This is a genomic window from Romboutsia sp. MSSM.1001216sp_RTP31141st1_G3_RTP31141_220114 (assembly GCF_039031195.1).
Taxonomy (GTDB): domain Bacteria; phylum Bacillota; class Clostridia; order Peptostreptococcales; family Peptostreptococcaceae; genus Romboutsia_C; species Romboutsia_C hominis.
On record NZ_JBCIUO010000002.1, the window covers coordinates 155581 to 179696 of the forward strand.

Here is a 24116-nt window from a genome sequence, read left to right on the forward strand (position 1 = left end):
TCTCAGTTCTAAGAAAAATCGTTGGCATTATATACCAACGATTTTTCTTATACTATATATTATATATATTTTCTCATATTTTTCAATGCGTTTTTTTCTATTCTCGATACTTGCGCTTGCGATATACCTATCTCATCAGCTACTTCTATTTGAGTTCTTCCTTTATAAAACCTAAGATCTAAAACTAACCTTTCTCTGCTATTTAATTTTTTTATGGCCTCTTTTAAGGCAATTTCTTGTAACCAATTTTCATCTGTATCTTTTTTATCTTGAACTTGATCCACAACAAATATTGCATCTCCATTATCCTGATAAACTGGATCAAATAATGATATAGGATCCTGTATTGCATCTAATGCCATTACAACATCTTCAATAGGTAATTCTAATTCCTTAGATATCTCAGATACTGTAGGTTCCTTTGAATTTGATCTAACAAGTCTTTCTCTTACTTGTAAGGCCTTATATGCAATATCTTTTAATGACCTACTTACTCTTATTGGATTGTTATCTCTTAAATATCTTCTTATCTCACCTATAATCATAGGGACTGCATAAGTTGAGAATCTTACATTTTGACTTAAGTCGAAGTTATCAATAGCCTTTATAAGTCCTATACATCCAATTTGAAATAAATCGTCTATATTTTCCCCTCTATTGTTGAATTTTTGTATTACACTTAAAACTAGTCTTAAATTACCTCTTACAAATTGCTGTCTTGCTTCTTCATCCCCATCTTTTATCTTGTGAAGAAGTTCGGTCATCTGATTATTTTTAAGTACTGGAAGTTCAGATGTATTTACACCACAGATTTCAACTTTATTAATTTGCATAAATTTCAGTCCTCTCTTAAAAGTTTTATCTATATGAAATTATTTACACATCATATTTTTTTATACTTTTAAGAGATAATTATATAAATTTTTTCATTTCTTTTTTTAATCTTGATATTATTTTTTTTTCTAATCTAGATATATAAGATTGAGATATTCCAAGTATATTAGCTACTTCTTTTTGAGTTTTCTCCCTTCCCCTATTTATTAACCCAAACCTTAATTCCATAATTTGCTTTTCTCTATCTGATAATCTATCTAAAGCCATAACCAATAAATCTTTATCTATCTCTTCTTCTATTATTTTATAGATTTCATCATTTTCTGTTCCTAATACATCTGAAAGTAGTAGTTCATTTCCATCTAAATCTATATTTAAAGGTTCATCAAAGGATACTTCTACCTTCTTTTTATTATTTTTTCTAAGATACATTAGGATTTCATTTTCGATACATCTTGATGCGTAAGTAGCTAATTTTATATTTTTATTTAACTTAAATGTATTTACAGCTTTAATAAGTCCTATCGTGCCAATTGATATTAAATCCTCAATATCAATTCCAGTGTTTTCAAATTTTCTAGATATATATACTACTAATCTTAAATTTCTCTCTATTAAAATTGTTTTTACTTCTTCATCTTTTTCTAACCTTTGTAATAGCTCACTTTCTTCATCTGAATTTAATGGTGGTGGTAATACATTTACGCCCCCCATGTAATACACACCTTTTGGTTTTAAGATTTTAAATTTAATTAGTATTTTCTTAATTCTGATAGATAACTTTGCAATTAATGACTTCATAATAATCTCCCCCTTTTGTTTGTTTTATTTACGATAATATACTAGGATTTAGTATAGCATTGTATTTATCATCATCAAAATCTGATATTCCAACCACTATATTACCTATTTTTGTTTTATCAATTTCTATATAATCAGCTTTTATACCAAGCATTATATTATTTTTGCTACTTCCACCATGCTTATAAGGTATAACTCTTACCCTAGATGCAATATCACTTTCTAAATTATCTATTATACTTTCAATCTCAACTATATCTATATCATCGTATTCATAATCGTATAGATAGCTTGGAATTATATTTCTCAAAGCTTTGGATTTTACTATTACTATGTCATTATTACTTAAAGGATCTTTTAATAAATTTCCAGTATCTAATAATGCCTTGCAACTACATGTCTTATTAAGCAATGTTATTTCAATTTCTTTTGTACTCTCCTTTATTTGCCTCATTAAACTTATATCATTATAGATATATTTTAAAAGTTCACAACTTGTATATGCACAAATGATTAAAAATGATATCTTTAAATGACTTATACCTGTGAAATAAATTATAAAAAATGTAGTTCCAGAAATAAATATATTAACTAATAAAAATACCAACAATACTCTAAAGTATTCTTTTTTATTTTTATAATCAAATAAAAATAATGTTATTAGTCCTATGATAATAATCTTTAGTGGTAGCGTAAATAATATATCTAGTTGTGGAAAAATGTACGCAATTGAATACAATGTACCTACAGATGCACATATCCATTTTTTTTTATTGTTATTATATTTTTTTGTTAGTATAGATGTACAACTTATAATAATATAATTTATTAATAGGTTTTCTATAATGTAGTACTCTATATACATTAAGCTAACCTCCTTTAACCTTTGTGTATATTATAAGTTAGATAGTTTATAATTTTATGTCATTTTTAATGGTCGAAACCCATTTATTTTAGTGTAAAAATTCACAAAAAAAGAAAGCATTCTGCTTTCTTTTCTATTTAATATTTATATAGTATTGTTATATTGTTTTTATTTAATTAACTTTGTTATTCTCTATACTAATATTTATTCAAAGTTATCTATCTTTATTCTTAAAATTATAATAACTAATTTTTTATATAAAAATTTTACTTTATTCATATCTCTACTTAATTTGCTAATTTCTCAAGTATTTTTTAGATTTATATATGCTATCTATATATTTTTTAATATTTTAAGCTTAATAAAAATTTTTTATATACAAAAAAAGAAGTCATTTAGACTTCTTTATCTTCTTCTTCTTAAGAAAGTTGGTATCTCCATTTCATCCTCTTCCATAAAGCTAGATCTTTTAGGTTCTTCTTTTGGAGCTATGATCTCTTCTTTCTCTTCTATTATTGATGTTTTTTGCATTTGTGGTGCTGGTTGTGTTGGTTGTGTATTTAAAGTAGGTCTTGAAGTAGCCTTTGGTTTTTCAGCTATCTTGTAACCTAAGTCATGATTATTTTCATCAAAACCAGTCGCTATAACAGTAATCATTATTTCTTCACCTAAGTCTTCTCTTATAGATGCACCGAATATTATGTTTGCTTCTGGGTCACATGACTCATTAACTAGAGTTGATGCTTCATTTATTTCAAGTAATCCTAGGTTAGGTCCTCCTGTTATGTTAAGTAAGACTCCTCTAGCACCTCTTATTGATGTTTCAAGAAGTGGTGATTGTATAGCTAGTCTAGCTGCTTCTATAGCTCTATTTTCACCTGAAGCACTTCCTAGACCCATATGAGCTAGTCCTTGTTCTTTCATTACAGAAGTAACGTCAGCAAAGTCTAAGTTTATAAGTCCTGGTACAGCTATTAAATCAGATATAGATTGTATACCTTGCTTTAATACGTCATCTGCTATAGAGAATGCGTCTAGCATAGATGTATTCTTTTGTACTATTTGTAAAAGTCTATCATTAGGTATAGTTATTAATGTATCAACTTTTGACTTTAATTCAGCTATCCCATTTTCTGCATTTTTCATTCTTACTTTACCTTCAAATAAGAACGGCTTTGTAACTACTCCTACTGTAAGTATTCCCATTTCTTTAGCAAGTTGAGCTATAACTGGAGCAGCACCTGTTCCTGTTCCTCCACCCATACCAGCTGTAACGAATACCATATCAGCACCTTGAAGTACCTTTACTATTTCATCCTTACTTTCTTCAGCGGCTCTTTTTCCTACTTCAGGATTTGCTCCCGCTCCAAGCCCTCTTGTTAATTTTTCACCTATTTGAATTTTATATTCTGCTTTTGATGTAAGTAAAGCTTGTTTATCAGTATTAACAGCTATAAACTCAACACCTTGAAGCTGTGCTTCAACCATTCTATTAACAGCATTGTTTCCACCGCCACCTGCACCTATTACTTTGATTTGTGCAAGTCCATCTGTTTCAACGTCAAAGTTTAGCATCGCGTAACCTCCCTATTTTATGATTATAAGTAAATGTATGTATTAATTATATCATTTAATTCTTGTTTTTGTTAATAATTAACTAAGTTATTCCACAAAAATATTCAATTTCCTCTTTTTTTATTTCTTAAATTTGTAACAATATGTCTTCTAATAACTGATAAGTTGTCATATAATCTCGACCTAAACACTAGTTTAGTGACATATTTACCTTAAAACCAAGACTTTATTGCACCAAATATAAAATCCTTACTTATAAGTATTTCTACAGATATATAAAAAATAATCTATAGGATAAGTAAACGTTATATAATATCAATCTACTATACATAAGGCTAATCTTATTAATATCCATATCATAAATGCTTACCCTCTTTATTTTACTTTGAAACACTTATATTTTTCAAGTTTTTTAATACTTTTTATTTATATTTTTTGTAGGAATTTTTTGTTATATTATTTTCCTCATTCATAACTTTTAATTGCATATTAAAAATCACTATGCCTTTTTATATTATTTTTGGTAAAATCACTCATACCTATGGCATGTAAATTGGATTTTTACCCTGTCTAAAATCAACTGTTCCTTTACTTATTTTACTACTTTGTAAATCTATTAATATTGCTTCTGTTTTTTTTATATTTTTTTCTATCTCTTTATTGTTTAAAAATATAATTTCTAAACCTTTTGGAGTGTACATTCTTATAGAATCTTCTTCTATTTTAACCTTATTTATTTTTTTGTATAAAGTGCAACTTTTTATATTTTTTAATACTTCCAATAAATTATTTTTATATCTTTCTTTTTTAAACTTTATATTATTATTCTTATCTAGCTTATATCCAATATCTATCATAAGATAATTATCTATTTCTTCATCTTTCTTAACTTTATCTATAAACTTACCTTTATTATCAATATAACATTTTAAACCATCATCTTGAATTATTCCTGATATTTCTTTTTCTATAATTATTATATGTAGCTTATTTGGAAATTCCCTTTTTACCCTTACATCTTCTATGTACTTATTTTCCTCAAGTTCTTTTTCCATATCTTTTAAGTTGTACATAAATATATTTTTATCTTCTCTTAGATCTAGAATTCTAACTATATAGTCCTTTGAAATTTTCTCATTTCCTTCAATTCTTATTTGATTACTATTGAAAATCTTGCTATTCAGTAGTGTGTATAAAATTACTATAATTATTAGTATTAATATTAGAATATTTATTAAAGCTCCCTTTTTTAATCTTTTCATAAAATATATCTCCTTAAAAATCGTATATAATATTAATACAACTAATAATATAATTTATCCTTTATACAATATAATCTTCATGAAAAAAAGGCTTAAAAGCCTTTTATTTTTCTATTTCCTCTATTTTTAATATATTTGCACCTAATCTTGTTAGGATATCTTCTATATTTTCATAACCTCTCTCAATATGATATATATTACTTATTTCTGTTTCCTGTGGAATAGTCAATGCCGCTAATACTAAAGCTGCCCCTCCTCTTAGGTCTGGAGATTTAACTTTTGCACTTCTTAACTTTTCTACACCCTTTATCATACATATATTTTCTGTTATATATTTAATATTAGCTCCTAACCTAGTTAATTCAGCACAATGCATAAACCTATTTTCAAAAATAGTCTCATGAAATACACTTATCCCATCCGAAAGGGTCATAAATGTCATAAGTTGAGCTTGCATATCTGTTGGAAATCCTGGATGAGGTGAAGTCCTAACTAAATCTATTGATTTTATTTTACTTGGTGGTTTAAGTAATAACCCACCATTTTTATACTCTATTTCACACCCTGCACTTCTTAGCTTATCACTTATAGGCTCCATATGTGATATTACTACATTATCTACTTCAAGTTTACCATTAGTTAATGCCGATGCTATCATATATGTTCCTATTGCTATCCTATCTGGTATGACATCATGTTCTACTCTGCGAAGTTTTTTTACACCTTCAATTTCTATATAATTAGTTCCGGCTCCCTTTACCTTGGCACCCATTTTATTTAAAAAATTTTGTAAATCTTCTATTTCAGGTTCTCTAGCTGCATTATATATTTTTGTTATTCCTGTTGCTTTAACTGCAGCTAGAATTGCATTTTCGGTAGCTCCAACACTTGGAAACTCAAAGTTTATTATATTTCCCTCTAAACTATCCTTATAACACTTTATAAAACCTTCGTCCTCTTCTATCCTTATACCTAATTTTTTTAAAGCCTTAAGGTGTAAATCTATTGGTCTTGAACCAATTGCACATCCTCCTGGGTAACTTATTTTAGTATAATCAAATCTACCAATCATTGCTCCCATTATAATTATGGAAGATCTCATTTTTCTAACGTAGCACTCCTCTATCTCCACTTGATCAGCAAATGAGCTATCTACAATAAGTGTACCATCGCTATAACTTACTTTACATCCAATGCTTTCTAATATTTTTATCATAAAATGTACATCTGATATATCAGGTACATTATGGATAATACTCACACTTTCATTAAGTATGGTGGCTGCCATTATTGGTAATATAGCATTTTTAGCTCCTCTTATACTAAGCTTTCCTTCTATTTTGTTGCCACCTTTAATTATATACTTAGACAAAATTATCCCCCCTAGTGCTGTATGTTAAATCATAAGGTCTATAATTTAAATATTATGTACTAGAGGGGATATATGTTACTTTTTCTTTATTCCAATTACTTTTGGTTGTTCTTGTTCTGTATCTTTATTACAAGCATTTTGTACTTCTTCTGCTTGATTATTTGTTTTTATCTTTTTATTTTCTTTTTTAGATGGTGATTTTTGCTTGTTATTAGCATTATAAATTTTTAGTATTTCATCATATATTATTTCAATAGCCTCAGGCTTTCCTATTTCTTTACTTGCATTTGCCATATCTATTAATTTTTCTTTATCTCCTAAAAGCCTAAACACTGTTTCATTTAATTTTTCAGGAGTTAAGTCTTTTTCAAGTATCGCTATTCCAGCACCTTGATTTTCTATACTTTTAGCATTATACTCTTGATGATTTTCAGCTGTATATGCTTTTGGTATAATTATTGATGGTTTTCCAAGTGCTGTTATTTCAGCTAAAGATATAGCCCCTGCGCTTCCTATAACTAAATCACTTGCTGCTAATGCATTAGCCATATCTTCTAAATATGGTACTACTTTTTGGTATGGCTTTAAATTTAAGTGACTTATAGTCTGAGAGAATTCTTCATAGTAATACTTTCCTGTAGCAAATATAAATGCTACGTCTTCTTTTACCATATTATCTATGACTAATCTCATTGCATTGTTTATATCTTCACTTCCTCCACTACCTCCGTAGCAAAGTACCATTTTCTTATCTTCAGTTATCCCTAAATTTCTTCTTGCTATATTTTTTCTAGCATTTAGTATTTCTTTTCTTACTGGATTTCCTGTAAGTGTTAATTTTTCTCTACTATCTTCAGGGAATCTTTGATGAGAATCTTCAAAGCTTGTTAATACTTTTGTAACCATCTTAGAAAGTATTTTATTAGTAACGCCTGGGAAAGAGTTTTGTTCATGTACTACTGTTGGAACTTTGTTTATAGCTGAGTTAAATAAAACTGGACCACTTACATATCCACCAGTTCCTATTACAACATCTGGCTTAAATTTTTTAACAACTCTTCTTGATTGCTCTAATCCTTTAAATAACTTAAATACTCTTTTTACATTATCCAAATCTATTTTTCTTTTAAATCCTTGTACTGTTACTGTTTCTAATCTATATCCATATTTAGGTACTATTTCTGATTCTATACCCTTTTGAGTTCCTACAAAAAGTATTTCTGCTTCTGGATGCTCCTCTTTTATTTTATTTGCTATGGCTATGGCTGGATAAACGTGTCCCCCAGTTCCACCGCCTGATAATAAAACTCTCATTTTATCCTCTCCTGTTAATTAATTTTGACATGTTTTGAGATATTTAGGACTATTCCTATAGCACTCATAAATATTACAAGGGAAGTTCCCCCATAACTTATAAATGGTAATGCAACTCCTGTAACTGGCATTGATGATGTTGCTACAGCAATATTTAAAGCTGCCTGTATTCCTATTTGTGCACCAATTCCTATAACTACCATACAAGCAAATATATTGTCGCATTTTAATGCTATTCTTACGCATCTATACACTAGTATAACAAATAACATTATAACTACTGCACAACCTATAAGACCTAGCTCTTCTCCTATTATAGCAAATATAAAGTCATTTTGGGGCTCTGGTATGTAAAACCACTTTTGCTGGCTCTTTCCTAGTCCCATGCCAAATAGTCCTCCAGAGCCTAATGCATAAAGCCCTTGAATGACTTGATACCCATTACCTAATGGGTCTTGGAAAGGGTCTAGAAATGATAATATACGCTTTAATCTATACTCTGAAGTTAATCCAAGTGCTAAGAATAATGCAATACCACTACCAAACATAAATCCAACTATTTTCATACTCATCCCTGCAACAAATATCATAACAAATGTTACTAATATTATAGTTCCTGCTGTTGACATGTTTGGTTGACCCATTATAAGTGTAAAAAATAAAAGTGGTACTAACATTAGTGGTATAAGCCCTTTTCTAAAAGACTTTATATTTTCATATTTTTTCTCTATTAATTTAGCTGTAATTATTATAGTTGCAAATTTAGCTATTTCAGCAGGTTGTATTGTAAATGCACCTACCCCTAACCATCTTCTAGCTCCGTTTGCTTTTATTCCAAGTGGAGTAAGTACTAATATAAGTAGTATTATAGATACTATACCTATAGGCTTTGTATTCTTTTTCCAGACCTTATAATCTACATTTGAAATAGTAATCATACAAATAAATCCTAGTATTGCATAAATTACATTTCTCTTTAGAAAATAATAAGCATCATGATGCTTAAAGGAGGATTGAACAAAGCTCGCACTAAACACCATGATGATTCCTATAAATACTAAAGTCATTGTAGTGTAAAATATCACACTATCAAACTCTGTTTTAACATTTTTTTCAATTTGTTTTTTTAAAGCTTCCTTAGTCATTAAAGACTTACCTCCATTCCCAAGACTAAGAGGTTACTTTAATTTGTTTACATTATCCTTGAAGTCATTACCCCTTACTTCATAACTCTTATACATATCCCAGCTTGCACAAGCAGGAGAAAGAAGTACTACATCATTTTCTTTTGCTATTTTATAAGATGTATTAACTGCTTCTTCCATATCTTTTACTAGATATATTTCTTTAAATCCTTTTTTAATTGCACATTCTTTTATTAAATTTGCTGTTTCCCCTAAAAGAACTAATGCTTTTACATTTTCTTTAGCTACTTCTAAAAATTCATCAAAAGTACTTTTCTTATCCATACCACCTGCTATTAATATTATAGGCTCCTTGTAAGACTGTACTGCCTTTATAGATGAATCTGGATTAGTAGCTTTAGAGTCATTTACAAATGTTACTCCATTTAGCGTTTTAACATATTCTTGTCTATGTTCTACCGCTTTAAATGTTTTTAGTACTTTTCTTATAACTTCTATGTCAACTTTTAGAACATATGCAATCATTGCTGCTGCCATACAGTTTTCTAAGTTATGATTTCCTGGTAAACTTAGCTCATCTTTGTTTAAAAGTACTATTTCTTTATCTAATCTTATAACTATATTGTTATTCTTATCTAAGAATATTCCTTCTTTTAATTCTGTAGTTCTTGAGAAGAATATTTTCTTAGCTTTAACTTTATCTTCTAATGCTCTTACATTTTCATCATCGTAATTTAGTATAGCAAAGTCTTCTTCACCTTGATTCATAAATATTCTAGATTTTGCTTGTATATAGTTTTTCATCGTATGGTGTCTATTTAAATGATCTTCTGTAAAGTTTAATATAGCACTAACACGTGGTTTAAAAGTGTCTATACTTTCTAATTGGAAGCTACTTAGCTCTGTTACTAATACAGAATCCTTAGTAGTAACCTCCACTGTATCTATAACAGGATTACCTATATTTCCAACGATATATGTATCATTGCTATTAGCTTTAAATATTTCTCCTACTAAACTTGTTGTAGTAGTTTTTCCATTTGTTCCTGTTATACCTATAAATACTGGATTATTAGTAGATAGTCTATAAGCTAATTCTACTTCTCCAATTAGTTCTATATTTTTCTCTTTTATCTTTAGTATAAATGGTAAATCTAGAGGAACTCCAGGAGATACCACTACTAATTCTATATCATCTATATTTTCTGGATGATATCCTAAGATATATTCTATATTGTCTAAGTCTTTTAATTCATTTAATATATCTTCTAGTTTTTCTTTTTCTTTTATATCATTTACTATTATATTAGCACCTAATTTATTTAAATGCTTTATTGTTGATATACCAGTTTTTGCAAGCCCTACTAATAGAACTTTTTTTCCATTAAGGTTCATTTTATTACCCCCACAATTAGAATATTGCTATTATTCCTATCCATGCTAAAACTACAGTAACTATCCAGAATGTAAATACCACTCTAGTTTCAGGCCATCCACATTGTTCAAAGTGGTGATGTATAGGTGCCATTTTGAATATTCTTTTTCCTCTTAGTTTGAAAGATCCTACTTGAAGTATTACTGATAATGCTTCTGCAAAGTATACTCCTCCAACTAATGGTATTAATAATATTGAATTAGTTAACACTGCAAATGCCGCAACTGCTCCACCTAATGCCATAGAACCAGTATCACCCATAAATATTCTAGCTGGGTATGAGTTAAATCCTAAAAATCCTAAACATGCTCCTACTGTAGCTGCTGCTAATACTGCAACATCAGGATTTGCAACTGTAGTGTATGATGCAAGTAACATAAAGAATATTGAAACTATTAAAGTTATTCCTGATGCTAACCCATCTAATCCATCAGTTAAGTTTACTGCATTTACTATACCTATTATTATAAATGTCATTATAGGTACGTATAATGGTCCTAAGTTTATATATGCATCTGTAAATGGTATTATAAGCTGCGCTGCACTTGGCGATGCACTATATTGATAATATGATATATATATAGCAAGTGCAAATTGAAGCACTATTTTTTGCCAAGGCTTTAAACCTAAAGATCTTCTTTTCTTTATTATTATAAAGTCATCTAAAAATCCTACCATACCAAATCCTATTATTGATATAAGACCTATTATTAAATCATTTCCAATTTGACTTCTAGTAAGCCCTGTTATTAGTATTGCTACCATCATTAATATTCCACCCATAGTAGGTGTTCCATTTTTTGCTAAATGTGTTTGAGGACCATCATCTCTAACCGTCTGCCCAAACTTAAATTTTGTTAACATTGGTATAAAAATTGGTCCTAATATTATTACTATTAGAAATGAAATCAATGATGTATACGTAAGTTCTGTTATTCCTAACATAATATATCTCCTCTCCCTTGCTGGCTATTTCTTTTGTTAATTACTTATTAAGATGTTCTACTATTTCTTCTAATTTCATACCTCTAGATGCTTTAACTAAAACTACATCTTCTTTATTTACTAAACTATCTATTTTACTTATAGCTTCTTCTTTAGTTTCAAAATGATATGCATTTTGGCTATTAAATCCTAATTTTACTGCCTCATCTTTTATAAACTTTGAATCATTACCTATAGTTATTAATAAGTCAGTATTTTTAACTGCTTCTTCTCCTACTAATCTATGTCCATACTCTGCATGTTCACCCATTTCAAACATGTCTCCAAGTATAGCTACTCTTCTTTTATTATATCTTCCTAATATTTTTAGAGCTGCTTTCATAGAATCTGGACTAGCATTATATGCATCATTTATGATTGTTAGGTTTTCATTTTTTATTATGTCTAGTCTCATTTTTGTAGCTTTGAAGTTTTTTAACCCTTCTTTTATCTTATCTAGTGAAATATTTAAACTCATTCCAACTAAAACTGCTGCCATTGCATTGTATATATTGTGTTCACCTACTGTAGGTATAAATATTTCTTCTTTAGAACCATTTATTATACATGTAAATGTTATACTATCTTCATTCATTTCATAGCTCTCACAATATATATCATTGTCTTTTGTAAATCCAAAAGTTTTTAGATTATAGTTAAGTTCTTTGTTTTTTAAGGTTGATAAAAACTTATCATCTCCATTAACTATTAATGTGCATGAAGAATCAAAATTTGTGGCTATTTCAAGTTTAGCTTTTAATATACCTTCTTGAGATCCTAAATTTTCTATATGAGATAACCCTATATTAGATATTACTCCTATTTTGGGATTAACTATATTAGCTAGGTATTCTATTTCATTGAAACCTGACATCCCCATCTCTATAACTGCACATTCATGACTGTCATCTAATTTAAATAATGTTAATGGAACTCCTAATTGATTATTTAAATTACCTTCGTTTTTTAAAGTATTAAACTTTGATGATACTGCTGAGTATACCATATCCCTTGTAGTTGTTTTACCAACACTACCTGTTATTCCTATATATGGTATATCAAATTGCTCTTTATAATATTTCGCTATATCACCAAGTGCTACCTCAGTATCTTTGACTTCTATTAAATTTATGTCCGAACTATCTAATTTTATGCTACTACTTTCATTTTTTATAAAAGTTTTGCATCCATTTTCATATGCTGAGCACATAAACTTATGTCCATCTAAGTTTTCACCTACTATAGCAACAAATGCATTTTTGTCATTTGCATTTCTACTGTCTATAACTATATCTTCAATACAGAAATTTTCATCGCCTAGTATTAATTTACCTTTCGTTGCAATAACTATATCAGCTACTGTTAGACTTTTCATCTTTCAACCTCCTTTAAGTTATTAAATTTAACTTAATTTTCTGAATAAAGGGCAATGTATGTGTTATACATTGCCCCCCTTCTACTCTTAACTTTATAATTATATAATATATTATTGTTTTTTTGAAGGTATTTCTAACAGATGTTAATAATCTTTTGCTTTTCAATTACAAATTTTTACATTTCCCTCCAGAAGTATTATAGTTCTTTTATATCTATTAATTATTTAAAATAAAGTGCTATACTAGATTCTTCATCTACCTTTATACCAGGTTTTGGAAACATATCAATAACCTTAGTCCCTTTAGGAATTTCTATATCTGTGTCTAAGTTAGGTATTAAGTTAACATCTTCTAATGCCTTAACAGCATCTTCTATAGCTAAGTCCCTTACGTCTGGAACTGTAACTTTATTTTTTTCAAATTCTTCTTTTTCTTCTTCACTATATTTTGGCTCTACTCCTAAATAAGGTAGTGCATCATTCATTATTTCTTTTACTATAGGTCCTGCTGTTGTACTACCAAAAGCACTTACCCCTGTTGGTTCATCAACTATTGCAAGTACTACTATTTGTGGATCATCAGTTGGAGCTATGCCTATAAATGAACATATATATTTTCCTTGTGCATACCTTCCATCTATAACTTTTTGAGCAGTACCTGTTTTTCCACCTATTCTATACCCTGGGATATATGCAGCTTTACCTGATCCTTGGCTTACAACAGATTCTACTATGTCCATCATCTTCTTTGATGTTTCTTCTGATATTACTTGTTTAACTTTCGTAGGTTTTATTTCCTCAATTACATTCCCTTGATTGTCTGTATAAGCTTTTACAAATCTAGGCTCCATTCTATTACCATCATTAGCTATAGATGATATTGCAGTTATTAGTTGTATTGGAGTTACAGATATAGATTGGCCAAAAGATATAGTAGCTAACTCTACTGGACCAACATTTTTTTCATTATATAGTATACCTTTTGCTTCTCCTGGAAGATCTATATTTGTTTTATCCATAAATCCAAATCCTTCTATGTAATCATATAACTTTGATACTCCTAATCTATTACCAACTTCTATAAATACAGGGTTGCAAGAATTTTGCACTCCTTCTTTAAAACTTTGCTCTCCATGAGGTCTATAATGTCTCCAACATTTTATTCTTTGACCTTTGATAGTTACTCCACCTGTACATGTGAACTTATCATTTTCTTTTATTACATTTTCTTCTAATCCTGATGATGATGTTATAAGTTTAAATGTTGAACCTGGTTCATATGTATCACTTATAGCTGGATTTCTCCACATTTTATAATATCCTTGTATCTTATCTTTTTCACTGTATTTATCTAATTCTTCTTGATAGTATGGATATATTGGAGTTCTTGGGTCATTTGGGTCATAATCTGGCTTAGATGCTAGAGATAATATATCTCCTGTTTTAGGATCCATTGCTACAACTGTTACCCTTTTAGCATTATTAATTTCATAAGCTTTTTGAACAGCTTTTTCAGTATAATGTTGTATTACTTCATCTATTGTAAGTACTAACCCCTTACCTTGAACAGGTTCATAGTATTGTTCCATTCCTCTTGGTATTTCTCTTCCTGATGCATCAGTACTTACTATTAATTTTCCTGCCTGACCTTTTAAATACTTATCATATTGCATCTCAATACCTGCTATTCCTTGGGAATCACTTGATGTATGCCCTAATACATAAGAAGCAAAGTTTCCATATGGATAGTACCTTTGATTGTCTTCTGCTACCCATATACCAGGTATTTTAGCTTCTCTTATTTTTGTTGCTTTTTCATCATCTATCCATCTTTCTATTTTAACTAATGCCATATTTTTTTTATTTACTTGCTTATATACGTCTTCATATTCTTTGTCTAAAATTTCAGCTACTTGTGTTGCTGCACTTTTTTTGTCTTTGACTTCTACAGGCTTACACCACACAGTGTATTTTGTAACACTTACGGCTAGTTCTTTCATGTTTCTATCATATATAGTTCCTCTTTTAGGCTCTATAGGAATTTCTCTAGTTTGTTGTTCAATTGCCTTAGTACTTAACCACTCCCCTTTTACGAGTTGAAGATATCCTGTTCTAAATGTTAGTCCCAAAAAAAGAATACATGCTAACATAAGAACAAGCACTAACCTCTTTTTGCTTATTCTTTTTACTTTTTTACTCAATTGTTTCCCCCCTTACTACTTAATCTGTATGTATCTTATTTGATTCTTTGTAGGATAATCCATATTAAGTTCTTCTCTAGCTCTTTTTTCTATTTCCTGTATTGAGGTTTTAGTATCTGCATTAGCTTTTGCTTCCTCTAGCCTTATTTCTTCTTTTCTCAATTCTTTTTTAAGATTACCTATGCTATATTTAAGTTCCCCTATTACTGAATAGCCACATATATTTATTATTAATGTCATAAAAACTCCTACTACTAATGAAAAAATAAAAATCATTTTTTTTATTTTTTTTACTCTTATAATTTTATGTTTATTCTTTTTTCTCTTTTTATATTCGTTTATATCCTTGATTTTATTATTTTTTTCCATTAATCCACCTTCACTTTATCTTCTGATTTATTTTATATAAAATTCTTTCTAAGTTTAAATTTGTAAATTATTTATATATTTCAAGTTTATGCACTACCTTCCTTTAAACTTTCATCGTAAAATAAATACAATAACAAACAAAAAAACTAGGAAATGATTATATATAACAAAATAATTTTTTCTTATTACATTAATTTACATAATCTATTTAATAAAATTTTGTCTTTATGAAAATAAAAAAGAGTGTTTTATGATTTTATAATCACAACACACTCTTTTTATATTATATTCTTTCACATACTCTTAGTTTTGCACTTCTACTTCTTGGGTTAACTTCTATTTCTTCATCACTTGGTAATATTGGTTTTCTTGTTATTACTTTTACAAGTGATTCTTTGTCACATTGACACATTGGTATATGAGATGGACATACACAATCTAATGCTAAGTCTCTAAATTCATTTTTTACTATTCTATCTTCTAATGAATGGAATGTTATTATACAAACTCTTCCACCTTTATTCATTATAGATACTGCATCATCTATCATTTTAGTTATTACACCTAATTCATTATTTACTTCTATTCTTATAGCTTGGAAAGTTCTTTTAGCTGGATGTGGTCCATCTATTCTAGCTTTTTTAGGTATTGCCTTTTTTATTACTTCTACAAGTTCACCTGTTGTTTCTATAGGTTTTTCTTTTCTTTCTTCAACTATAAACTTAGCAATACGCTTTGACCAATTTTCTTCTCCGTATTCTTTTATTATTTTGTGTAATTCATCTTCACTATATGTATTTACAACATCATATGCAGAAAAATCACATCTTACGTCCATTCTCATATCAAGTGGTGCATCTTGCATATATGAAAATCCTCTATCAGCTTCATCTAATTGATGAGATGATACTCCTAAATCAGCTAAAACTCCATCTATTTTATTTACACCGATTTTTTCTAATTCTTCTTTTATATTTTCAAAGTTACTATGAACAAATCTTACTCTATCGCTATATTCACTTAATCTTTCTTTTGCTGTAGCTATAGCATTTTTATCTTGGTCAAATCCTATAAATAATCCTTTATCTGATAATCTTTTTACTATTTCCTTTGAGTGTCCAGCACCACCCATTGTACAGTCTACATACACTCCATCTGGTTTTATATTTAAATTATCTATACACTCATTTAAGAGTACTGATACGTGATTAAATTCCATTTTGATATTCTCCTTAACCTAACTTTATTCTTCTGTGTTTTCTTTTTTTGATTTTTTTGATAAGTATATATGACAAATAATACCACCTATAATTCCTATTAAACTAATAGCTTGTGCCATTCTTATAGGCCCTAGCATTAAACTATCCGTTCTAAGACCTTCTATAAAGAATCTTCCTGTTGAATATAATATAATATAATATACTATTATTTGCCCTTCATATTTCTTTTTCTTTCTAAATAACCATAGGAATAAAAATATACCTAAATCCCAAATAGATTCATATAAAAATGTTGGATGAACCTTTACACCATCTACCATTATGCCCCAAGGTAGCGTTGTTGGTCCTCCATGAGCTTCTCCATTTATAAAATTGCCCCATCTACCTATAGATTGAGCTAAAGGCATACCTATTATAACTGTATCTGCCATTTTTAAGAAATTTATTTTTCTTATTTTTGTAAATATGTACCCAGCTAATACTCCACCTATTAAGGCTCCATGTATAGCCATTCCTCCACCTCTAAAGTTTAGTATTTGAGAAGGATATTGAGAATAATATTCCCAATTAAATATTACATAATACAGCCTTGCACATAATAAGCCTGTTGGTATAGCAACTATGGCTAAATCTAGTACATCATCTTCTTTAATTCCAACTCTTTTAGCTTCCCTTAAAGCTATTATAGTTCCTAAAATCATTCCTGTAGCCATTAGTATCCCATACCACATAACATCTATCCCAAATATGTTAAATGCTACTCTGTCCATATTTTTCACCTCTTGAATTTGTTTTTTATTTAATTGTAAATATAAAACTTGTATAAATTATGAATTTCTCTGTAATATTTTAATAATATTAATATATCTTATATATGCTAATTATTCAATGTTAATAGTATTATATTTAATATTTAGCTAATTTTATTTATATAGACATATTAGTTACTTGGAAGTAAAATATTATAGATAAGTATATACTTGAGGTGAAGATATGGAAAAAAAATATTCAATGCCTATATATCATAAAATCGCTCTAGATATAGCTAATAAAATTCACCTTGGAGAAATTAAAGAAGGTAGTTTACTAAAGGGAAGATCTTCTCTTGCTGCTACCTATAATGTTTCTCCTGAGACAATTAGAAGAGCTATGAAAATACTAGAAGATTTAGGCGTAGTTTCTAGCGTTAAAGGAAAAGGTATTTTAGTTTTATCATCGGATAAAGCACTTTCTTTTCTAAATAAGAACCAAAATATTACAAATGTATCATCATACAAATCTAATTTAAATAAACTTTTAGCATCAAAAACTAAGTTAGAAAATGAAATACTTGATAATATAAATAAAATAATAGACTACTCTAGTAGGCTAGCCAATATAAACCCTTTAGTTCCTTTTGAATTTGAGATAACTAAAGAATGTAGAGTTATAGGTATGACTTCTGGAGAAACTAAGTTTTGGCAGCATACTGGCGCTACAATAGTTGGTGTTAAAAGGAATGGAGAACTTATGATTTCACCTGGACCCTACATAGAATTTATGGAAAATGATATATTATTAGTTGTTGGGGATAGCAGTATCCACCATTCAGTTCCTTCATTTTTATATGAGGATGACACTAAAAATGATGTTTAAGCACAAATAAAAGCAGATTATGTCCTGTGATAATCTGCTTTTATTATATAAATTAATTGTTTATTTTTTCTATATTGTATTTTGCTGACTTTCTATCTTTATATAAGCTTGATTTTTTGCTTACTACATATATATTTTCTTGTTTAACTTCTTCTCTAAGAGCCTTAATAATAGATACAATGCTTAATAAAACTATTATAGTGAATGGAAATGCTGATACTATAGACACCATTTGTAGTGTATCTAGTCCTCCTGAAAGTAAAAGTGCTATTGCAAGAAGAGCTTGTATTAATCCCCATGCTATCTTTTTACTTCCTTTAGGATTTAAATCTCCATTTGATGTAAACATTCCTAATACATATGTTGCTGAATCTGCTGATGATATAAAGAATGTACATAAAAGTACCATAGCTACTATTGATAGCATTCCTCCAAATTGATATTGAGAAAATACTTCAAATAAGGCTAATTCCGTGACCTTTGTTGCACCTTGTACAAACGCTGGGCCTAAGTGTATACCTAAGGTTCCAAACACTGTAAACCATACTATACAAACTAGGGCTGGTGCTAAAGTTACACCTACGATAAATTCTCTTATTGTTCTACCTTTTGATATTCTTGCTATGAATACCCCAACAAATGGTATCCAAGCTATCCATAGCGCCCAGTAAAATACTCTCCACTGACCTATCCATTCTTTGCTTGGATCCATGTATATACTTTGAGATATAAACTCTGTTAAGTATGCTTGTGTTCCATTTCGAAGATTATCTATCATCTCTAATTTAGGTCCTATTATTATTGCTCCAACTAATATAAATACTGCTAAACTTAAGTTTACATTAGATAATATCTTTATTCCTTTATCAAGCCCACTAGTTGAACTTAATATATATAAAACAGTTGCTATAGCTATTATTATTATTTGTAACTTTAAAGTGTTTTCTATGTTAAATACATATTCAAGTCCACCTGCTATTTGCATAGTTCCCATACCTAAAGATGTTGCTATACCTGTTACTGTTGTAAATACTGCTAGTATATCTATTGTTTTTCCTATTGGACCTCTTACTCCATCTTCTCCAAGTATAGGTAAGAATATGCTACTTATAAGCCCTGGTGAATCTTTTCTAAATTGGAAGTATGCAAGTGCTAGTCCCATTATAGAATATGCTGCCCATGGATGAAGTCCCCAGTGTATATAAGACTGTTGCATTGCAAATGTTACTGCCTCGTTAGAAGCAGGTGTAGCCCCTATTGGTGCTATAAAATGTTTCATTGGTTCTATTGTACCGAAAAATATTAATCCTATTCCCATTCCTGCTCCAAATAGCATAGAGAACCAAGATAGTTTACTAAACTCTGGTTTATCATTATCTTTACCAAGTTTTATATCTCCGTATTTGCTGCAAACTAAAAATATTGCAAAACCTACTAATATTAACATGGTTATTATGTAAACCCAACTGAAATTTTGTATTATGACATTAAACATGTTGTTAGATATTTCTTTGAATTTATCTGGAAATGCTATACCAGAAAAGACTACTGATATTGACAGTATCAACGATAATAAAAATACATAATTCGTTTTATTTTTGTTGTATATGTTGTTCAAATTAATTCCCCCTAATTCTTCATTTATTTAGGTGACTTAATCAAAAGTTTTTATAACCTACAACCTCATTATATTGTCAAGTTGTATCTTGTGTCAACAAAAGACCTCTGTTTTCTCTTAATTTATACAATTTAAATACATTGAAATTCCAGTACTTGTATTCATTTATAATTTTTTTATTTTTCTATTGACTTTTCACTATAAAAAATAGCTAACTCTCATGAGTTAGCTATTTTTTATTTTCCACTTGGTTCAACTATAGATATTACACAATATTCTTCTTTTAAGTGACTGTGTAATCTTTTTTCTACTTCACTAAATTCTATTGATTTTAGTACATCTAGATAGTCTAGTAAATTTATATCCTTAAATTTATAAGATATAAAGTTATTAGCTATAAAGTTTACAGAGTCAAAGTATTTTAAAAAGTTTCCTATTTTCTTTTTCTTTATTCTTTCAAACTCTTTTTCATCTAAGCCTTCTTTTTTATATTTTTCTACATATTCTAATATTTTATTCTTTACTTCTCTTGGATTATTCGAATCTCCACCTATTATTGTAAATGCATAGTCGATTTGAGATGAGAACCCTGCTCCAAAGTTTTCATTAATTAATCCACTCATATATAAATCTTCATATAGTCTGCTACCTTTTTTAAATATTATATCTATTAATATTTCAGTAGCTATTTCTTTTTTAAGTAGTTCATTTCCTTTTATACCTACATTATCATCCTTAAATGCTATATTAAACATTGGCATAGATATAGGGAACTTCGCAACTACTTCCTTTTGATTTACTTCTTTAGGTTCATTTGGATAAAATTTTTCTATTTTATGAGATAACTTGTCTACATCGTAGTTATTAGATTTTTTAACAACATCCATAACCTTATCTACCTCTAAGTCACCAACAACAAATAGTGCCATATTTTCTGGGTTATAAAAAGTATTATAGCATTTGTATAATTCTTCTTTTGTTATTTTATATATACTATCAACTGTACCTGCAATGTCTACTCTTACTGGATAATTAACATATAATGCTTTAAGACAGTTAAAGTATACATTCCAATCTGGATCATCATTATACATTTTAATTTCTTGTTCTATTATTCCCTTTTCTTTTTCCACATTTTCATCTGTAAAATAAGGAGTTTGTACATAGTCTATTAAATGTTCTAAACTCTCATAGAAATTTTCAGTACATGAGAATAAATATGCTGTCATAGTAAAGTTAGTAAATGCATTTGCACTTGCTCCCCATTTAGAAAATTTATCAAAAGCATTTCCGCCATCTGGTTGTTCAAACATTTTGTGTTCTAAAAAATGTGCTATTCCTTCATTTACCCTTATTTTTTCATTTTCTCCAATAGGTACAAATTCTAGTTCATTAGAACCATAGTTTGTAGCTAATACTGCATATTTTTTAGTAAATCCTTTTTTAGGCATAAAGTAAACATCAAGTCCATTTTCTAACTTTTCATAGTACATTTCTTCATTTAGTATATCATTAACTATTTTATCCATATCTATCACCTCACTAATTTCTTAAGAAATATATAGTATCAAGTTCTATATTTTCAAATGCTTTAACTATATCTTCAATTTCTACGCCTGCCACTTTGTTTATTATTTCTTCTACTGTAGAATTTGTTTTACTCATTCCCTGTGCAAAATAAAAATCAGACATTCCTCCTATGCTATCTCCTAATGATTTCATAGAGTTTATTAAAGCACTTTTACTGTTTTCAATTTCTTCTTTAGATATTTCTCCTTTTTTAACACTATCTAATTGCTTACCTACTAATTCCACTGTTTTTTCATAGTTTTGAGATTCTATTCCAGAAGATACAAATAATATAGATTTGTATTTTTCAACTGATGAATATATATAGTAACATAAGCTTTCTTTCTCTCTTATATTTACAAACATCTTAGAATGTGGTCCACCACCTAATACATTAGAACCAACTATTAGTGGATAGTATTTATTTTCATCACTATAGTCTATATTTGCTCTATATCCCATTACTAATTTACCTTGAGTTATATCCATTTTTTCTTCAATAGTTTTTACTTTTTCTACTTTCTTTTCATAAGTAGCTCTTGGTATATCTATTATTTCATCTCTTTCAAAAGTAAAGTTTTTAGTTATTGTTTCTTTTACTTCTTCCTCATCAAAATCTCCTTCTACAACTATGTCTATTGGAGATGTTTTTATTATTTTCTTGTAATGTTCGTATAAGTCTTTTTCGTTTATTTTTTCTAAATCTTCTTCGTATCCATATTCACTTATACTATATCTTTCATCTTTGCACATTTCCTCAAAACATCTTTCAAGTGCATATCTACCTTTATCATTGATTTTTGCTTGTATTCTATCTTTTAAGTTTCTTTTTTCTATATCTACGTAATCTTTTTTAAATCCATTATCTATTACTAAAGGTTTATTTAATACTTCATTAAAAAACTCAATTACATCTTTAAATATCTTTTCATCTAAATATTTTTGATTAGTACTTATTATTTTAAAACTTATTACTTGACGTTCTCCTCTTTTAGATACATCTCCCATAACAGATGAACCATATAAATCATCTAACTTATGTGATATTTCTCTTGAACTTTGATATTTCTCGCATCCACTAGTTATTATAGCAGGTAATAATGCATTTTTTGTTACTTCTTCTCTGTCTAATAGTCTTTGTATATATATACTAACTAAATTAGACTTAAACTTACTTGCAGGTATTAATGTTAAATTAATATTTTGACCTAAGCTTATTTTTTTTACGTCTTTTTCCATCTTATCCTCCTACGTATTCATTAATGATATTCTTGTAAAAAGTTCATCAACTATAGAATCTATCTTTTTTTCAGGGTCTATATAGTAAAATTTAGTATTTCCCATATCAAGATTTTTAAGTATACTATCTACTAAATACCTTGTGTATATACTATCTATTGCGCATGTAGGAAAAACAACATACAATGTGTTTATTCCATATTCTAACAATTCTTCCCCATCTTTTATTATATCGTCTTTATTATTTTCTAAAAGAGGCATTTTTATTTGAATTCTATCATCTTTATCTTCATATTCTATGTATGTTTTTATTTTTTCTCTAAATAATATATCTTGTTCTAAATTGTTTTTATCCTCAAATCCTATTAATAGTACTCCAGCATCATCATCTATTTCATTTATTTTTCTTATTACTTCATTTTTATAAACCATAGCTAAATTATTCGATTTATAAAGTGGTTCTAATATTTCTACATTAAATAAATCATGATGAACTAGTGTTAATTTTTCATATCTTTCTTTAAATATTTTGTAGTCTTTTCCTTCTGTCATAAACAAAGGACATACTATTATTTTTTTATACCTACTTTCTACTATATTTTCTATACTTTTTTCAAAATATGGTTTTGAGTACATATACGTATTTACTACCTCATATCCTTCTCCTAAATGAAGTTTTAACTTTTCTTCGATTTCTTTTGTCTTCCTTTTAAAATCGCTATCTCCTAAGTCTGTGTAATAAGATTTATATTTATATAAATCACTTATACCCGTTATAAATGATTTATACCCATTTTCATAATATATTTGAGTAGTTCTTTCTCTTATATTATAATTTCTATCTTCACCCTCAGATACTAATAACACTAAAGTTTCTTCTTTTTCACCTATAGGTTGTACTTCTTTTATGTTTACACTTTCTTTAATAAAAAAAATAAATGAGTTTAATACTATAAAGGAAATTAAAAAAGCATAAGGTAGATTTTTATATTCTTTATATATTATTATCTGTCTATAAAATATTATGGCACTTATAATTATAAATATATTTTCCATATAGCCTTTTAGTATTAAACTTAATCCTATGGCTATAAATAAAGTAATCAAAATTAACATACTATCAACTCCAAAAATGGTTTTTGATGTACATGCCTAGTTTACATCTGTTATATATATGATGTATAATTAATATGTATGTCTAAAATAACAAAGTATAACTTAATAACCCATAATGTGACTTTGTTAAAATAGTATAATAAATTTAATAAGCTGATATTTACAACATGCAGGTTGTTTAAATTAT

20 protein-coding genes are annotated in these 24116 nt (G+C 28.3%); 1 reads left to right on the top strand and 19 read right to left on the bottom strand.

Annotation, left to right across the window (positions count from 1 at the left end):
• Nucleotides 1–59 precede the first annotated feature (59 nt).
• The 15 genes from sigG to lgt form a co-directional block, all read right to left on the bottom strand.
• Nucleotides 60–833, bottom strand: a complete 774-nt coding sequence (sigG, locus tag ABCP60_RS06260) for an RNA polymerase sporulation sigma factor SigG (RefSeq protein ID WP_092924178.1) — start codon at nt 831–833, stop codon at nt 60–62.
• Nucleotides 834–912: 79 nt separating this feature from the next.
• The gene (gene sigE / locus ABCP60_RS06265) at nt 913–1635 is read right to left on the bottom strand and encodes an RNA polymerase sporulation sigma factor SigE (protein WP_092924175.1); all 723 of its coding nucleotides are present in this window, start codon (nt 1633–1635) and stop codon (nt 913–915) included.
• 28 nt (nt 1636–1663) lie between these two features.
• A complete protein-coding gene (locus ABCP60_RS06270) occupies nt 1664–2500 on the bottom strand; it encodes a sigma-E processing peptidase SpoIIGA (RefSeq protein ID WP_092924172.1) in 837 nt (278 codons plus the stop codon).
• Nucleotides 2501–2905: 405 nt separating this feature from the next.
• Nucleotides 2906–4075, bottom strand: a complete 1170-nt coding sequence (gene ftsZ / locus ABCP60_RS06275; RefSeq protein WP_092924169.1) for a cell division protein FtsZ — start codon at nt 4073–4075, stop codon at nt 2906–2908.
• 539 nt (nt 4076–4614) lie between these two features.
• Nucleotides 4615–5337, bottom strand: a complete 723-nt coding sequence (locus ABCP60_RS06280) for an FtsQ-type POTRA domain-containing protein (protein WP_092924166.1) — start codon at nt 5335–5337, stop codon at nt 4615–4617.
• 103 nt (nt 5338–5440) lie between these two features.
• A complete protein-coding gene (murA, locus tag ABCP60_RS06285) occupies nt 5441–6709 on the bottom strand; it encodes a UDP-N-acetylglucosamine 1-carboxyvinyltransferase (protein ID WP_166505899.1) in 1269 nt (422 codons plus the stop codon).
• Nucleotides 6710–6784: 75 nt separating this feature from the next.
• Nucleotides 6785–8023 carry an undecaprenyldiphospho-muramoylpentapeptide beta-N-acetylglucosaminyltransferase gene (gene murG, locus ABCP60_RS06290; protein WP_092924160.1) on the bottom strand — a complete coding sequence of 413 codons (1239 nt, stop codon included), beginning with the start codon at nt 8021–8023 and terminating at the stop codon, nt 6785–6787.
• 14 nt (nt 8024–8037) lie between these two features.
• Nucleotides 8038–9168 (bottom strand): stage V sporulation protein E, encoded by a 1131-nt coding sequence (gene spoVE, locus ABCP60_RS06295; RefSeq protein ID WP_092924157.1) that lies wholly within the window; start codon nt 9166–9168, stop codon nt 8038–8040.
• Nucleotides 9169–9201: 33 nt separating this feature from the next.
• The gene (murD, locus tag ABCP60_RS06300) at nt 9202–10563 is read right to left on the bottom strand and encodes a UDP-N-acetylmuramoyl-L-alanine--D-glutamate ligase (RefSeq protein ID WP_195581381.1); all 1362 of its coding nucleotides are present in this window, start codon (nt 10561–10563) and stop codon (nt 9202–9204) included.
• Between the two features lie 16 nt (nt 10564–10579).
• Nucleotides 10580–11551 (bottom strand): phospho-N-acetylmuramoyl-pentapeptide-transferase, encoded by a 972-nt coding sequence (gene mraY / locus ABCP60_RS06305; protein WP_092924153.1) that lies wholly within the window; start codon nt 11549–11551, stop codon nt 10580–10582.
• 37 nt (nt 11552–11588) lie between these two features.
• Complete coding sequence (murF, locus tag ABCP60_RS06310) at nt 11589–12962, bottom strand: UDP-N-acetylmuramoyl-tripeptide--D-alanyl-D-alanine ligase (protein WP_271892495.1); 1374 nt, start codon at nt 12960–12962, stop codon at nt 11589–11591.
• 221 nt (nt 12963–13183) lie between these two features.
• Nucleotides 13184–15163 carry a stage V sporulation protein D gene (locus ABCP60_RS06315; protein WP_240275606.1) on the bottom strand — a complete coding sequence of 660 codons (1980 nt, stop codon included), beginning with the start codon at nt 15161–15163 and terminating at the stop codon, nt 13184–13186.
• A gap of 15 nt (nt 15164–15178) precedes the next feature.
• Nucleotides 15179–15532 (bottom strand): hypothetical protein, encoded by a 354-nt coding sequence (locus tag ABCP60_RS06320; RefSeq protein ID WP_343101475.1) that lies wholly within the window; start codon nt 15530–15532, stop codon nt 15179–15181.
• 283 nt (nt 15533–15815) lie between these two features.
• Nucleotides 15816–16751, bottom strand: coding sequence for a 16S rRNA (cytosine(1402)-N(4))-methyltransferase RsmH (gene rsmH, locus ABCP60_RS06325; protein WP_343101476.1), 936 nt, complete (start codon nt 16749–16751; stop codon nt 15816–15818).
• A 24-nt stretch (nt 16752–16775) separates the two neighbouring features.
• Nucleotides 16776–17540, bottom strand: a complete 765-nt coding sequence (gene lgt / locus ABCP60_RS06330) for a prolipoprotein diacylglyceryl transferase (protein WP_271892706.1) — start codon at nt 17538–17540, stop codon at nt 16776–16778.
• A gap of 205 nt (nt 17541–17745) precedes the next feature.
• Here lgt and ABCP60_RS06335 point away from each other — a divergent pair, with 205 nt between their 5' ends.
• A complete protein-coding gene (locus ABCP60_RS06335; RefSeq protein ID WP_092924138.1) occupies nt 17746–18387 on the top strand; it encodes a TrkA C-terminal domain-containing protein in 642 nt (213 codons plus the stop codon).
• A 52-nt stretch (nt 18388–18439) separates the two neighbouring features.
• Here the strand turns inward: ABCP60_RS06335 and ABCP60_RS06340 are convergent, their stop codons facing one another.
• The 4 genes from ABCP60_RS06340 to ABCP60_RS06355 form a co-directional block, all read right to left on the bottom strand.
• A complete protein-coding gene (locus ABCP60_RS06340; RefSeq protein WP_343101477.1) occupies nt 18440–20005 on the bottom strand; it encodes a BCCT family transporter in 1566 nt (521 codons plus the stop codon).
• A gap of 236 nt (nt 20006–20241) precedes the next feature.
• Nucleotides 20242–21534, bottom strand: coding sequence for a pitrilysin family protein (locus ABCP60_RS06345; RefSeq protein ID WP_343101478.1), 1293 nt, complete (start codon nt 21532–21534; stop codon nt 20242–20244).
• Between the two features lie 13 nt (nt 21535–21547).
• Complete coding sequence (locus tag ABCP60_RS06350) at nt 21548–22813, bottom strand: pitrilysin family protein (protein WP_240275603.1); 1266 nt, start codon at nt 22811–22813, stop codon at nt 21548–21550.
• 9 nt (nt 22814–22822) lie between these two features.
• The gene (locus tag ABCP60_RS06355) at nt 22823–23929 is read right to left on the bottom strand and encodes a hypothetical protein (protein ID WP_343101479.1); all 1107 of its coding nucleotides are present in this window, start codon (nt 23927–23929) and stop codon (nt 22823–22825) included.
• Nucleotides 23930–24116: the final 187 nt, after the last annotated feature.

Coding starts and splice junctions, on each gene's coding strand:
- sigG (WP_092924178.1), bottom strand. CDS start 833: ATGCAAATTAATAAAGTTGAAATCTGTGGTGTAAATACATCTGAACTT.
- sigE (WP_092924175.1), bottom strand. CDS start 1,635: ATGAAGTCATTAATTGCAAAGTTATCTATCAGAATTAAGAAAATACTA.
- ABCP60_RS06270 (WP_092924172.1), bottom strand. CDS start 2,500: ATGTATATAGAGTACTACATTATAGAAAACCTATTAATAAATTATATT.
- ftsZ (WP_092924169.1), bottom strand. CDS start 4,075: ATGCTAAACTTTGACGTTGAAACAGATGGACTTGCACAAATCAAAGTA.
- ABCP60_RS06280 (WP_092924166.1), bottom strand. CDS start 5,337: ATGAAAAGATTAAAAAAGGGAGCTTTAATAAATATTCTAATATTAATA.
- murG (WP_092924160.1), bottom strand. CDS start 8,023: ATGAGAGTTTTATTATCAGGCGGTGGAACTGGGGGACACGTTTATCCA.
- spoVE (WP_092924157.1), bottom strand. CDS start 9,168: ATGACTAAGGAAGCTTTAAAAAAACAAATTGAAAAAAATGTTAAAACA.
- murD (WP_195581381.1), bottom strand. CDS start 10,563: ATGAACCTTAATGGAAAAAAAGTTCTATTAGTAGGGCTTGCAAAAACT.
- murF (WP_271892495.1), bottom strand. CDS start 12,962: ATGAAAAGTCTAACAGTAGCTGATATAGTTATTGCAACGAAAGGTAAA.
- ABCP60_RS06320 (WP_343101475.1), bottom strand. CDS start 15,532: ATGGAAAAAAATAATAAAATCAAGGATATAAACGAATATAAAAAGAGA.
- rsmH (WP_343101476.1), bottom strand. CDS start 16,751: ATGGAATTTAATCACGTATCAGTACTCTTAAATGAGTGTATAGATAAT.
- ABCP60_RS06335 (WP_092924138.1), top strand. CDS start 17,746: ATGGAAAAAAAATATTCAATGCCTATATATCATAAAATCGCTCTAGAT.
- ABCP60_RS06345 (WP_343101478.1), bottom strand. CDS start 21,534: ATGGATAAAATAGTTAATGATATACTAAATGAAGAAATGTACTATGAA.
- ABCP60_RS06350 (WP_240275603.1), bottom strand. CDS start 22,813: ATGGAAAAAGACGTAAAAAAAATAAGCTTAGGTCAAAATATTAATTTA.
- ABCP60_RS06355 (WP_343101479.1), bottom strand. CDS start 23,929: ATGTTAATTTTGATTACTTTATTTATAGCCATAGGATTAAGTTTAATA.